The following is a 12,511-nucleotide window of genomic DNA, read 5'->3' on the forward strand; positions in this document are numbered from 1 at the left end:
TCTTACTCGCCCGGCTGAAGCATCGTCTCAGGACGAACGACGGCGTGGAAGTGGTCTTCCGCCACACCGGCCTTGAGGGCCTCTTCCTTCAGGGTCGTGCCGTTCTTGTGCGCCGACTTGGCGATGGCGGCGGCCTTGTCGTAGCCGATGGACGGGGCAAGCGCCGTCACGAGCATCAGCGAGCGCTGCATCAACTCGTTGAGACGTTCCCTGTTGGGTTCGATGCCGACGACGCAATTGTCGGTGAAGCTGATCGCGCCGTCCGCGATGAGACGGATCGACTGCAGCACCGCGTTGACGATCACCGGCTTGAACACGTTGAGCTCGAAATGGCCCTGGCTGCCGGCGAAGGTCACGGTGGTCTGGTTGCCGGCCACCTGGCAGCACAGCATCGTCATGGCCTCGGCCTGGGTCGGGTTGACCTTGCCGGGCATGATGGACGAGCCAGGCTCGTTCTCGGGCAGCGAGATCTCGCCGATGCCCGAGCGGGGGCCCGAGCCCATCAGGCGGATGTCGTTGGCAATCTTGAACAGGCCGGCCGCGAGGCTTGAAAGCGCGCCATGCGTGTAGACGAGAGCGTCATTGGAGGCGAGCGCCTCGAACTTGTTGTGCGCCGAGGTGAAGGGGAGAGCGGTGAGTTCCACTACCTTCGAGGCGAAGCGGTCCGCGAATTCCGGATGGGCGTTCAGACCCGTGCCGACGGCGGTACCGCCCTGGGCGAGCGCATAGATGTCGGGAAGCGTCTGCTCGATGCGGGCGATGCCGAGCTGGACCTGGGCGGCATAGCCGGAGAATTCCTGGCCGAGGGTGACCGGGGTCGCATCCTGCAGGTGCGTGCGGCCGATCTTCACGATATCCTTGAAGGCCTCTGCCTTCTCGTTCAGCGCCTTGTGCAGGTGCTTGAGCGCGGGAACGAGCCGATCATGAATCTCGCGGGCGACCGCGATGTGCATAGCCGTGGGGAACGAGTCGTTGGACGACTGGCCCATGTTCACGTGGTCGTTCGGGTGAACCGGCTTCTTGCTGCCGCGCTCTCCGCCAAGGCGCTCGATAGCGAGATTCGAGAGAACCTCGTTCATGTTCATGTTGGATTGAGTGCCCGAGCCCGTCTGATAGACCACGAGCGGAAACTCATCGTCATACTTGCCCTGCACCACATCGGCGGCAGCGGCAGAGATGGCGTCGGCGAGACGCGGCTCCAGCTTACCCAGATCCTTGTTCACAAGAGCGGACGCCTGCTTCACGATGGCCAGCGCATGGACCAGTGGCAGCGGCATCCTGTCCGTCCCGATGCGGAAGTTCTGGAGCGAGCGCTGCGTCTGGGCGCCCCAGAGCTTGTCGGCGGGAACGTCGATGGGGCCGAAGGTATCTGTTTCGATGCGGGTTGAGGGCGACATCCTGACCTCTTTCGATGGAGTTGCGTGTTCTTATCTCAAATGGTGGCGCTCGCAACTGCGAACGCGCATGGAGGCCTTGTAAATTCGCATGAGCGAGATCCTGGAAGCCCCCTTGTTCCGCCCGCCTCACCCTAAGCCCCGTACAGAGCCGCTCGGCATGGTGGCCTTCCTGAGGGCCGTGCGTGAAAACCCCCTGAACACCTGGATGGAGGCGCATTTCGAGGAGCCGATCATCACCGGCGACGGGGCCCTCGGCCGCATGACGGTGGTGAGCGATCCCGCAATCATCCGCCACATCCTCGTGGACAACGCCGCAAATTATCGAAAAGACGATCTCCAGCTTCGGATTCTGGCACCGGGGCTCGGCCGGGGGCTCGTGACGGCGGAGGGTGACGAATGGCGGCTCCAGCGCCGCACCATCGCGCCGCTATTTACGCCCCGCCATGTGAGCAGCTTCTTCCCGGCCATGGTCGAGGCGGCTGAGCGCCTCGTGAGGCGCTGGCAGCGCCGCCCGGGTGGCCGCGTGGTCGATGCCTCCCTCGAAATGACCCGGGTGACCCTCGACGTGCTGGAGCGGACGATCTTCACGCAAGGCGTGCCGAAGGACCCGGATGCGCTCGGACGCGCCATCACCCGCTATTTCAACAGCTTAGGCCGGGTCGATCCGCTCGACATCTTCGGCTTTCCCGATTGGGTGCCCAGGATCGAGCGCCTGCGGGCGAGGCCCTCGATCCGGTTTTTCGAGGAGACGGTCAACGAGCTGATCGGTACCCGCAAGGCGCTGCTCGCCCGCGGCGAGCCGGCACCTCGCGACCTGCTGACGTTGCTCCTGGAGGCAGCGGACCCTGAGACCGGCAAGGGCCTGAGCGATATCGACGTGCGGACCAACATCGTCACCTTCATCGGCGCCGGACACGAGACCACGGCCAATGCACTTTCCTGGTCGTTGTATCTGCTGTCCCAGGACGAACGGGCCCGCGCCCATGTGGAGCAGGAGGTGGACGAGGTGCTGGGGAAGGGGCCGTTCGAGCCTCGTCATCTGGACAAGCTCGTCTATACCCGCGCCGTCATCGACGAGGCGATCCGCCTCTATCCGCCGGCACCCTACATGAGCCGGACGGCCATTCACGATGATCGGATCGGAGAATTGGAGATTCCGGCGGACTCGATGGTCGCGATCTCGCCTTATGTGCTTCATCGTCACAGAAAACTCTGGGACGAGCCGGACGCCTTCCGGCCGGAACGTTTTCTTCCTGAGAACCGCAGCCGGATCGACCGCTTCGCCTATCTCCCGTTCGGGGCCGGTCCGCGGGTCTGCATAGGCGCGAGCTTCTCTCTGCAGGAAGCTGTGATCGTCCTGGCGACGATTGCCCGTTCCATGCGGCTCGATCTGGTGGAAGGGCACGAAGTCACGCCGGTGCAGCGGATTACCTTGAGGCCACGGGGCGGATTGCCGATGCGACTCTCTCAGCGCGCTCCGACGGAGGCGTTGGCAACGGCCTGAAACAGGAAGGGATTGGAAGGCTCAGTTCTTCTTGCGGAACGCGTCGAGGCTGACGACCTCGGCGCTGCCTGCGCCACCTTCAGCCGCCTCATCCTTCGAGCCATCTTCGGCTGCCGTATCAACCTCGGCCTTTGCCGCGGGAGCCTTTTCGGCCGCAGGCTTCTTGTCCGCGGCAGGTTGGGACTTGCGGGGCTGTTTCAGCTCGACCGGCTCAGACGTGCCGCTGCGGATCGGCTGCGGCGCGGAAGGAGCCTCCTCGACTTCTTCCTCCTCATCCTCGTCCTGGCTGTCGAACTTGAGCCCGAACTGGACTGAGGGATCGAAGAACCCGGTGAGCGCATCGAAGGGGATGAGCAGCCGCTCCGGGATGCCGGAGAAGGACAACCCGACCTCGAACGTATGCTCGGTGACGTTGAGGTCCCAGAACTGGTGCTGAAGGACGATGGTCATCTCCTGAGGATATTTTTCGCGCAGGCGGTTCGAGAGGCGAACGCCGGGAAAATCCGTCTGGAAGGAGATGTAGAAATGGTGCTCGCCCGGAAGCCCGTCCTTGCAATCGATCAACACCTTGCGCACGACGCCTTTCAGCGCGTCCTGCACCAGAAGATCGTAGCGGATCAGGTCTTTACCACCGGCCATAAGCGAGCCCTTGCAGAAACAAAAGTGGAGGCTTCTGTTGCCAGGTGCCTCCGGACCCCGCCTTACGGTGCTAACCGCAAGGGCTTTGATTCGGCTTTAGGGACCGCTTACGCAGCCACTGCAACCGGAGCATAGTTGTCGTTGGCAACTATAGATTCGGCCCGATAACGGCGGAACCATGCCGAGCGAAAGTCTACCCTTTACGCCCTCGTCGATCCTATTTCGCCCCCGCCGAAACCCAAGCTTTGCCTGAGTTTTGGTGGAGGCGCCGGGTACCGCCCCCGGGTCCGATGGGTTTATTCCGATAGCCGTTTATCGCCATAGCCGATCTCGCGACCGGCAATTCCAATATAGGTGGCGCGGACGGATTTTGAAAGAGTGGAGGGCGTCGCGATCCGCATGAAAGATGTTTGGTGATCGACCTTTAGTGACGCGCACTAGGATCATCTTCCCGGGTTAACTGATTCACAGAAATAGGGCTTGGCCGACTCGGCACCCTTGACGCGCTGCCCTATGATTGGGCGAGGAGCCCCCCATGCAAGCCTATCTCGATCTGATCCGCCGCATCATGGATGAAGGTGTCCGCAAGGACGACCGCACCGGAACCGGGACGATTTCCGTCTTCGGCCATCAGATGCGCTTCGATCTCAGCCAGGGCTTTCCGCTCGTCACGACGAAGAAGCTGCACCTGCGCTCCATCATCCATGAATTGCTGTGGTTCCTGAAGGGCGACACCAATATCCGCTACCTCAAGGAGAACGGTGTTTCGATCTGGGACGAGTGGGCCGACGAGAACGGCGATCTCGGTCCCGTCTACGGCAAGCAATGGCGCTCCTGGGCGAAGCCTGATGGCGGCACCGTCGACCAGATTCGCTGGGTGCTCGATGAGATCCGCCGCAATCCCGACAGCCGCCGCCTGATCGTCTCCGCCTGGAACCCGGCCGATCTCGACAAGATGGCGCTCGCGCCCTGCCACTGCCTGTTCCAGTTCTACGTCGCGGAGGGACGGCTCTCCTGCCAGCTCTATCAGCGCTCGGCGGATGTGTTCCTTGGGGTTCCCTTCAACATCGCGTCCTACGCGCTGCTCACCCATATGATGGCGCAGGCGACGGGCCTGCAGCCGGGTGATTTCGTCCATTCCTTTGGGGATGCGCATCTCTATCTCAACCATCTGGAGCAGGCGCGCCTCCAGCTCTCGCGCGAGCCCAAGTCTCTGCCGAAACTGCGCCTCAATCCGGCCGTGCGCTCGCTCTTCGACTTCACCTTCGACGACATCGCCATCGAAGATTACGATCCGCATCCGGCCATCAAGGCGCCCGTCGCAGTCTGAGGAACATGAACAGGCGCGAAGCCATCGAAAGCGCGGTCCGCATTCTTGCGCCGCGCATTCCGCGGCATGAATTCGAGGCCGTGACCGATCATGCCCTAAGCAGCAGGGGGCTTCACACCGCTTCGCCCGAGGCAGGCGCTTGGCTGTCGCTGACGGCTTATATCCGGCACAGGCTGACAGAATACGACAACCTGCTGGAAGAGGGCTATGACCCCGAGAGCGCTCGATTCTTCGTGCTCGACGACATGAATGCCGTTCTGGAGGAATGGGACTCGCCGCGACGCGTTCAGGCTGAAGATGAATCCGAATGATCTCGACAGCAACGCTCGCTTCCGACACAACAGCAATATGAGTCTCGTCATCCGCAAAGCCGAAGAACGTGATGCTTCGGTTGTCTTCAGCTTCATCCGCGAACTCGCCGAATACGAGCGGCTGGCGCATGAGGTCGATGCGACAGAGGCCGAGATCGCGAAGGCGCTTTTCGGCGCCAATCCCCGGGTCTTCGCGGATATTGCCGAGTGGAACGGAGAACCTGTCGGCTTTGCCCTGTGGTTCTACAATTTCTCGACCTTCCGAGGACGGCATGGGATCTATCTCGAAGACCTCTTCGTCAGGCCAGCCTTCCGCTCCAAAGGGATCGGCAGGGCGCTGCTGAGGCATCTCGCCCGTCGCTGCGTCGACGAGGGCTTGGCGCGCCTCGAATGGTGGGTGCTCGACTGGAACGAGCCGGCTCTGCGCGTGTACCGCTCCATCGGCGCCATTCCGATGGATGAATGGACCGTCCAGCGGATGACGGGAAGCGCTTTAAGACAACTGGCGGAGGAGCCATGACCACCCCCCTCATCCTCGTCGTTGCGGTGGCCGAGAATGGCGTCATCGGGCGCGACAACCATCTCCTCTGGCGCATCAAGACGGATCTCGGGCGTTTCCGCAGGCTCACGATGGGCAAGCCGATGATCATGGGGCGCAAGACGTTTCAGTCGATCGGCAAGCCTCTGCCTGGTCGGGAAACAATTGTGCTGACGCGCGATACCGGGTTTGCGGCCGAGGGCGTGCATGTGGTCCATACCTGGGAGGAGGCAGTCGCCAAGGGGAGCGAGCTTGCCGCCCGGATGGGGGCCGATTCTGTTGCTGTCGCAGGCGGGGCAGAGATCTATGCCCTAGCCCTGCCGCAGGTGCAGAGCATATTCCTGACGAAGGTTCAGGCCGTGCCCGAAGGTGATGCCGTCTTCCCGGATTTCGACCGGTCACAGTTTCGCGAGACGAGGCGGGAGGACCATCCGAAGGGGCCGGATGACGAGCATCCATTTACCTTTATTGATCTCGAAAGGCGCCACTGACCCGTCCGAAGGTTGACGAAGTTCCCTGCAATCCCCAATTCGCAGGCTTGACAGGCGGAAGAGGCAACACCCACAACCGTCTAGAGATATCAGCGGTCGTCTCGGCCGGTTTTTAAAGAGTGAGGAACGGCGTCCTATGCCTTGGAGTAACCAAAGCGGCGGCGGTGGCCCCTGGGGGCAACGCGGCGGATCGGGAGGCGGCAAGAGCCCATGGGGCTCCGGCCCGCAGGGGAACGGATCTCCCCCCGACCTCGAAGACATCCTGCGCCGCAGCCAGGATCGCCTGAAAGACTTCATTCCCGGCGGCTCCATGGGGGGCAGGGGCCTGATCATCCTGGTTCTGGGCGTGATTGCCGTCTGGTTGCTCACCGGCTTCTACACGGTCCGGCCCAACGAGGTCGGCATCAACATGATCTTCGGCAAATTTACCGGAACGTCCGGTGAGGGCCTGCGCTACAACCTGCCTTACCCGATCGGCCGGGTGCTCAAGCCGAACGTCACCGCCCAGCAGCGGGTCGAAGTGGGCTACCGCTCCACGCCGACCGGACAGGGACGCGCCCGTGATGTGATCGAGGAAAGCCTGATGCTGACCGCCGACGAAAACATCGTCGACATCGATTTCGATGCGGTCTGGCAGATCAATCCCGCCCGTCCGCAGGATTACGTCTTCAACCTCCAGAATCCCGACGGCACCATCAAGTCCGTGGCGGAAAGCGCCATGCGCGAGGTCATCGGACGCCGCAACATCCAGGCCATCCTGACCACCGAACAGGCCAGCGTCTCCCAGGAGGTCCGCCAGATCATGCAGGAGGCCCTCGATGCCTATGGCGCCGGCGTTCTGATCAACGTGGTTCAGCTTCAGGCGGTCCAGCCTCCATCCGAAGTGCGGCAGGCCTTCTACGACGTGAACGCCGCTCAGCAGGATGCGGTGCGTGTCCAGAATGAGGCTGGTGCCTTCGCCAGCCGCGTCGTTCCCGAAGCCCGAGGCGAGGCCGCCCGCACAGTGCAGCAGGCCGAGGCCTATCGCGAGCAGTCGGTGGCCGACGCGACAGGTCAGGCGGCCCGCTTCCGCCAGGTTTATGAGGAATACCGCAAGGCTCCGGATATCAGCCGTGAGCGGATCTTCCTTGAGACCATGGAGCGCGTTTACGGTGGTGTCGACAAGATCATCGTTGACCAGAACGGCCAGGGTGTCGTGCCCTTCCTGCCACTTACCCAACAAACCCAGCGCCCGCAGCCGCCGGGCAATGCCGCTAATCCGCAGGGAGCCACGCGATGAACGGTTCGACTCTTCGCACGGTTGTCCTGATTGCTCTGGCTCTCGCGGCCATCGTTCTCTACAGCTCGATCTTCATCGTCCAGCAAACCCAGTATGCGCTGGTGCTGCGCTTCGGCGCAGTGCAGTCGGCCATCTCCGAACCGGGCCTCAAGTTCAAGCTGCCGCTGGTCGATGCTGTGACCTATTTCGAGAAGCGCGTGCTCGATCTCGACCTGCCGGTCCAGACCGTTCTGTCGGCAGACCGTCAGAATCTTGAGGTCGACGCCTTCACCCGCTACCGGATCGTCGATCCGCTGCGGTTCTATCAGGCCGTCGGCAACATCGCTCTCGCCAATCAGCGGCTTCAGAGCTTCACCAACTCGGCCATGCGCAACACCCTGGCGAGCGCTTCGCGCGATGCCATCGTCCGCACCGAGCGCGCCGATCTGATGAATCGCATCCAGGCCGACGTGAACCGGCAGGCGGCAAGCCTGGGCATCGAGATGATCGACGTGCGGCTCACCCGCGTCGATCTGCCCGCGGCGAACAGCCAGGCCGTCTATCAGCGCATGCGCACCGAGCGTGAGCGCGAGGCGGCGGATCTTCGCGCCAACGGTCAGCAGCAGGCGCAGACCATCCGCGCCAAGGCCGAGCGCGAGGCGACGATCATCCGCGCCGAGGCCAATCAGAAGGCCGAGGAACTGCGAGGCGAGGGCGATGCAAACCGTAACCGCATTCTGGCCGAGGCCTTCGGGCAGGATCCGGAATTCTTCTCCTTCTACCGCTCGATGCAGGCCTATGAAGCCGGTCTCAAGGGAGGGGATACCCGCCTCGTATTGAGCCCGGATTCCGATTTCTTCCGCTATTTCAACGACCCAGCGGGTCGGAGGAATGGCGGGGGTGCCACTGCCCGACCAACCCCAGCGCCGGGTCAACCGGCTCCAGCCCAATAAGCCCTGATGTTGGATTTGATTGCAGCCCTCGGCCTCGCTCTCGCGGTCGAGGGCATTTTGTTTGCCGCCTTCCCCGATGGCATGCGCCGAGCCATGTATGAGGCGGCCCACAGCCCGAGCGATCAGATGCGGATCGTCGGAATCATCTCGGCGCTCATCGGGGTCGGGGTGATCTGGCTGGTGCGTCAATTCGGTTAGGGCGACCTGCGGTTCCGCGCGACGCGTCGGGCTGCGGCCCAGCTTCCGCCGCAATATCCGCTTGAATGGCGGGGCTCGATACCAATCTATATGCCTATTCTCCGAGAGAGGGTTTTCGATGAACAAAGCCACGAACGCGCTGGAGCCTTCCAAGACGGCGCTGCCCCAGCGTCCCCTGCGCCGGCTGGCCGCGTCCTGCTTCGCGGTCTTCACCATTGTCGCAACGGCCATCGTGCCGCTGCCGGTCTATGCCCGTTCGGCTCCTGAATCCTTCGCCGATCTGGCGCAGGAAGTCACCGGCGCCGTGGTCAACATCTCGGCTTCGACGACGGTCGAGACCCGCAACCGAACCCTGCCTCAGCTGCCGCCCGGCACCCCGTTCGAGGATCTCTTCGAGGAATTCTTCAACCGTCGCGGTCAGGGTGGCAATGGCGAAAGCGGTCCTTCGCGCCCGCGCAGTTCGAACTCTCTTGGCTCGGGATTCGTCATCGATTCCTCCGGAATCGTCGTGACCAACAATCATGTGATCGGCGATGCGAATGACATCAGCGTGATCTTCCCGGACGGCTTGCGCCTGAAGGCCGAGATCGTCGGCAAGGATTCGAAGGTCGATCTGGCCGTTCTGAAGGTGAAGACCGACAAGCCCCTCAAGGCGGTGAAGTTCGGCGATTCCGATGCCATCCGTCCCGGTGACTGGGTCATGGCGATCGGCAATCCCTTCGGCCTCGGCGGCTCCGTCACGGCGGGCATCGTGTCGGCCCGCGGCCGCAATATAGAGTCCGGTCCCTACGACAACTACATCCAGACCGACGCCTCCATCAACAAGGGCAATTCCGGCGGCCCGCTGTTCAACATGAACGGCGAGGTCATCGGCATCAACACAGCCATCCTCTCGCCGACCGGCGGCTCGGTCGGCATCGGCTTCGCGGTTCCCGCTTCCACGGCCGTGCCGATCATCGACCAGCTGCGCCAGTTCGGCGAGACCCGCCGTGGCTGGCTCGGCGTGCGCATTCAGAACGTGGATGACGCCACGGCCGAGGCCCTGAATCTTGGCACGGCGCGCGGCGCCCTGATTGCCGGCATTGACGAGAAGGGACCGGCCAAGCCGGCCGGCCTCGAAGTCGGTGACGTGATCGTTCGCTTCGATGGCAGGGAGGTCAAGGATTCCCGCGACCTGCCACGCATCGTGGCATCGACCCCGGTCGGTAAGGCTGTCGATGTGGCCATCATCCGTAAAGGTCAGGAGATGACCAAGCAGGTCACCCTGGGCCGTCTCGAAGACACCGAGAAGCAGGCGAGCCTACAGCAGCCCTCGACGGAGCCGCCGACGGCGACCCGTCAGGCGCTCGGTCTTAACATGTCCGGCATGACGGACGAGCTGCGCCGCCGCTTCAGCCTGAAGGACGATCTGAAGGGCGTGGTCATCACCCGCGTCGATCCGAACTCGAATGCGTCCGATAAGCGGATCCAGGCCGGCGAGGTGATCGTCGAGGTCAATCAAGAGCCGGTGACGAGCCCGGCCGACGTGACCAAGAAGATCGACGATCTTAAGGCCCAGGGCCGCAAGTCGGCTCTGCTCCTCGTGTCGAATGCCCAGGGCGAAGTGCGCTTCGTAGCCCTGTCGATCGAGTAAGCTGATCCGCGGAACATAAGGAAAGGGCGGTCTGAATGGCCGCCCTTTTTGTTTGTCCGTTTCGTTCTTTATTAAGAACAATTCGATTGACATAAAGGCCTATTCCGAGGGATGGATGGCACATCTTTCCTGAGCCGCAGGCTCCTGCCGAGCCTCGTGCGCACAATCAGAGCACCATGACCCAGCATGTCTTCCCTGTTCCCACGGCCTTGAAATCGACCGCCCATGTGGATCTGCAGGCCTATCAGGATCTCTACCGGCTCTCTCTCGACGATCCGGAAGGCTTCTGGCGCGAGCAGGCGCAGATCCTGGACTGGGTGAAGCCCTTCACGACAGTGAAGAACACGCACTACTCGCCCGATGACGTGACCATCGAATGGTTCGCCGATGGCACGCTGAACGCCACATTCAATTGTCTCGACCGTCATGCCCGCGACCGCGGCGATGATGCTGCGATCCTGTGGGAGGGCGACACGCCCGGCGACACGCGGATGGTCACTTGGAAGGATCTGCAGCAGCAGGTCTCTCGCCTCGCTAATGTCCTGAAGAAGCTCGGGGTCAAGAAGGGCGATTTCGTCAGCGTCTATCTGCCCGTCGTACCGGAAGCCATAGCTGCCATGCTGGCCTGTGCCCGAATAGGCGCGGTGCATTCGGTGGTCTTCAGTGGCTTCTCGGCGGAAGCGCTGGCAGGGCGGATCGAAGATTGCCGCTCGCGGGTGCTGATCACCGCCGATGAGGGCTTGCGGGCTGGCAAGCACGTGCCCCTCAAGAAGAATGCGGATGTGGCGCTGCAGGACCTGCCCTTCGTCGAGCATGTTCTCGTCGTGCGCCGCACTGGCCGGGATGTTCCCATGACGGCAGGCCGTGACCGCTGGTACGACGAGGCTCTGACTGAGGTTTCGGCAGAGTGTGCGCCTGTCGAGGTCAGTGCCGAGGATCCGCTCTTCGTGCTCTACACCTCAGGCTCGACCGGCAAGCCGAAGGGCATGCTGCATACCACCGGCGGCTATCTCGTCCATGCGGCCGCAAGCTTCCGCGCGATGTTCGATTATCACCCGGGCGACATCCATTTCTGCACCGCGGATGTGGGCTGGGTAACGGCACATACCTATTTGATCTACGGCCCGCTCGCGAATGGCGCCACCATCGTGCTGTTCGAGGGCGTGCCTACCTGGCCGGATGTCTCGCGCTGGTGGCAGATCATCGAGACCTACAAGGTCAATATCTTCTACACCGCGCCGACCGCCATCCGCTCGCTGATGCGCGAGGGCGAAGCACCGGTGCGCAAGCATGATCTGTCGTCGCTGCGCGTCATGGGCTCCGTCGGCGAGCCGATCAATCCGGAAGCCTGGCTCTGGTATCACGAGGTCGTCGGAGGAGGGCGCTGCCCGATCATCGACACCTATTGGCAGACGGAGACCGGTGCCGTTCTCCTGTGCCCGCTGCCCGGCGCCATGGATCTGAAGCCGGGCTCGGCGACGAAGCCGTTCTTCGGCGTGCGGCCTGCCTTGCTCAACAGCGACGGAGCCGTTGTCGAGGGCGAGGGTAAAGGCAACCTGTGCTTCGCCGATTCATGGCCGGGGCAGGCGCGCACCATTCTCGGCGACCGCGAACGTTTTCTGAAAACCTATTTCAGCACGTTCCCCGGCTATTACTTCACCGGCGACGGCGCACGGCGCGATGCGGATGGTTATTACTGGATCACCGGCCGCCTTGACGACGTGATCAATGTTTCGGGCCACAGGCTCGGCACCGTCGAAGTCGAATCCGCTCTCGCCTCGCATCCGTCAGTGGCGGAGGCTGCTGTCGTCGGCATGCCTCATGAGATCAAGGGGCAAGGCATCTTCGCTTTCGTGACGCTGAAAGAGGGTGTTGCGGAAAGCGACGAACTTCGTCGCGATCTCGTCCAGGTCGTGCGTACCCGCATCGGTCCCATTGCGACACCGGACCGGATCGAGTGGGCACCGCAACTCCCCAAGAACCGTTCTGGAAAAATCCTGCGCCGGATTCTCACGCGCATCGCCGCCGGCGATTACGAGAACCACGGCGATACATCGACGGTCGCCGATCCAACCATCGTTGCAGAGATCGTCAGGCGGGTTCAGGTTGCGGCTTAGAGATGATTCCATTTGCATGGAATCTGGAGGGTTCTGTGAGGTCCGGTCGCGACGGAACGTGTGAAGGCCCTCATCCGGAAGGACCTCATTGAAGCCGGATTGAGCGAAGCCGTGAGACGGGGATGGCGCTATGGGGATTGTA

General features: G+C 62.6%; 12 protein-coding genes and 1 other RNA gene. 10 read left to right on the forward strand and 3 right to left on the reverse strand.

Annotated elements, in window-relative coordinates; all coding sequences use genetic code 11:
• Positions 1-2: 2 nt before the first annotated feature.
• Entirely contained in the window at positions 3-1,397 is a 1,395-nt protein-coding gene (gene fumC / locus ACS5Q1_RS14445; RefSeq protein ID WP_473098854.1) for a class II fumarate hydratase, read from the reverse strand.
• An 88-nt stretch (positions 1,398-1,485) separates the two neighbouring features.
• On the opposite strand from fumC, the gene ACS5Q1_RS14450 reads away from it, so the two are divergent.
• A complete protein-coding gene (locus ACS5Q1_RS14450; protein ID WP_473098855.1) occupies positions 1,486-2,901 on the forward strand; it encodes a cytochrome P450 in 1,416 nt (471 codons plus the stop codon).
• A gap of 21 nt (positions 2,902-2,922) precedes the next feature.
• Here the strand turns inward: ACS5Q1_RS14450 and ACS5Q1_RS14455 are convergent, their stop codons facing one another.
• Together ACS5Q1_RS14455 and ssrA are read right to left on the reverse strand one after the other, a co-directional pair.
• Positions 2,923-3,540 carry an SspB family protein gene (locus ACS5Q1_RS14455; protein WP_473098856.1) on the reverse strand — a complete coding sequence of 206 codons (618 nt, stop codon included), beginning with the start codon at positions 3,538-3,540 and terminating at the stop codon, positions 2,923-2,925.
• Between the two features lie 23 nt (positions 3,541-3,563).
• Positions 3,564-3,920: a transfer-messenger RNA gene (ssrA, locus tag ACS5Q1_RS14460) on the reverse strand.
• A 155-nt stretch (positions 3,921-4,075) separates the two neighbouring features.
• On the opposite strand from ssrA, the gene ACS5Q1_RS14465 reads away from it, so the two are divergent.
• From ACS5Q1_RS14465 to acs, 9 genes are all read left to right on the forward strand, one after another.
• Positions 4,076-4,870, forward strand: coding sequence for a thymidylate synthase (locus ACS5Q1_RS14465; RefSeq protein WP_473098857.1), 795 nt, complete (start codon positions 4,076-4,078; stop codon positions 4,868-4,870).
• Positions 4,871-4,875: 5 nt separating this feature from the next.
• Entirely contained in the window at positions 4,876-5,181 is a 306-nt protein-coding gene (locus tag ACS5Q1_RS14470) for a DUF2293 domain-containing protein (RefSeq protein WP_473098858.1), read from the forward strand.
• Between the two features lie 37 nt (positions 5,182-5,218).
• Positions 5,219-5,701, forward strand: coding sequence for a GNAT family N-acetyltransferase (locus tag ACS5Q1_RS14475; RefSeq protein WP_473098864.1), 483 nt, complete (start codon positions 5,219-5,221; stop codon positions 5,699-5,701).
• Positions 5,698-6,210: a dihydrofolate reductase gene (locus ACS5Q1_RS14480; protein ID WP_473098859.1), complete on the forward strand. Its 513-nt coding sequence runs from the start codon at positions 5,698-5,700 to the stop codon at positions 6,208-6,210. Before ACS5Q1_RS14475 ends, ACS5Q1_RS14480 begins: the two co-directional genes overlap by 4 nt.
• A 136-nt stretch (positions 6,211-6,346) precedes the next feature.
• The gene (gene hflK, locus ACS5Q1_RS14485) at positions 6,347-7,489 is read left to right on the forward strand and encodes an FtsH protease activity modulator HflK (RefSeq protein WP_473098860.1); all 1,143 of its coding nucleotides are present in this window, start codon (positions 6,347-6,349) and stop codon (positions 7,487-7,489) included.
• On the forward strand, positions 7,486-8,421 hold the full coding sequence (hflC, locus tag ACS5Q1_RS14490; protein WP_473098861.1) for a protease modulator HflC: 936 nt from the start codon (positions 7,486-7,488) through the stop codon (positions 8,419-8,421). Before hflK ends, hflC begins: the two co-directional genes overlap by 4 nt.
• Before the next feature lie 6 nt (positions 8,422-8,427).
• Positions 8,428-8,619: a DUF2065 domain-containing protein gene (locus ACS5Q1_RS14495; protein WP_203443108.1), complete on the forward strand. Its 192-nt coding sequence runs from the start codon at positions 8,428-8,430 to the stop codon at positions 8,617-8,619.
• A gap of 118 nt (positions 8,620-8,737) precedes the next feature.
• Positions 8,738-10,252: a DegQ family serine endoprotease gene (locus tag ACS5Q1_RS14500; RefSeq protein WP_473098862.1), complete on the forward strand. Its 1,515-nt coding sequence runs from the start codon at positions 8,738-8,740 to the stop codon at positions 10,250-10,252.
• A gap of 176 nt (positions 10,253-10,428) precedes the next feature.
• Positions 10,429-12,369, forward strand: a complete 1,941-nt coding sequence (gene acs / locus ACS5Q1_RS14505; RefSeq protein WP_473098863.1) for an acetate--CoA ligase — start codon at positions 10,429-10,431, stop codon at positions 12,367-12,369.
• The last annotated feature ends 142 nt before the right edge of the window (positions 12,370-12,511 follow it).

It is taken from the genome of Microvirga sp. GN3 (assembly GCF_055792825.1).

Excerpts from the sequence above, each read along its gene's own strand:
- ACS5Q1_RS14480 (WP_473098859.1), top strand. The coding sequence starts at position 5,698 with ATGACCACCCCCCTCATCCTCGTCGTTGCGGTGGCCGAGAATGGCGTC.
- hflC (WP_473098861.1), top strand. The coding sequence starts at position 7,486 with ATGAACGGTTCGACTCTTCGCACGGTTGTCCTGATTGCTCTGGCTCTC.
- ACS5Q1_RS14470 (WP_473098858.1), top strand. The coding sequence starts at position 4,876 with ATGAACAGGCGCGAAGCCATCGAAAGCGCGGTCCGCATTCTTGCGCCG.
- hflK (WP_473098860.1), top strand. The coding sequence starts at position 6,347 with ATGCCTTGGAGTAACCAAAGCGGCGGCGGTGGCCCCTGGGGGCAACGC.
- ACS5Q1_RS14495 (WP_203443108.1), top strand. The coding sequence starts at position 8,428 with ATGTTGGATTTGATTGCAGCCCTCGGCCTCGCTCTCGCGGTCGAGGGC.
- ACS5Q1_RS14465 (WP_473098857.1), top strand. The coding sequence starts at position 4,076 with ATGCAAGCCTATCTCGATCTGATCCGCCGCATCATGGATGAAGGTGTC.
- ACS5Q1_RS14450 (WP_473098855.1), top strand. The coding sequence starts at position 1,486 with ATGAGCGAGATCCTGGAAGCCCCCTTGTTCCGCCCGCCTCACCCTAAG.
- fumC (WP_473098854.1), bottom strand. The coding sequence starts at position 1,397 with ATGTCGCCCTCAACCCGCATCGAAACAGATACCTTCGGCCCCATCGAC.
- ACS5Q1_RS14455 (WP_473098856.1), bottom strand. The coding sequence starts at position 3,540 with ATGGCCGGTGGTAAAGACCTGATCCGCTACGATCTTCTGGTGCAGGAC.
- ACS5Q1_RS14475 (WP_473098864.1), top strand. The coding sequence starts at position 5,219 with ATGAGTCTCGTCATCCGCAAAGCCGAAGAACGTGATGCTTCGGTTGTC.
- acs (WP_473098863.1), top strand. The coding sequence starts at position 10,429 with ATGACCCAGCATGTCTTCCCTGTTCCCACGGCCTTGAAATCGACCGCC.
- ACS5Q1_RS14500 (WP_473098862.1), top strand. The coding sequence starts at position 8,738 with ATGAACAAAGCCACGAACGCGCTGGAGCCTTCCAAGACGGCGCTGCCC.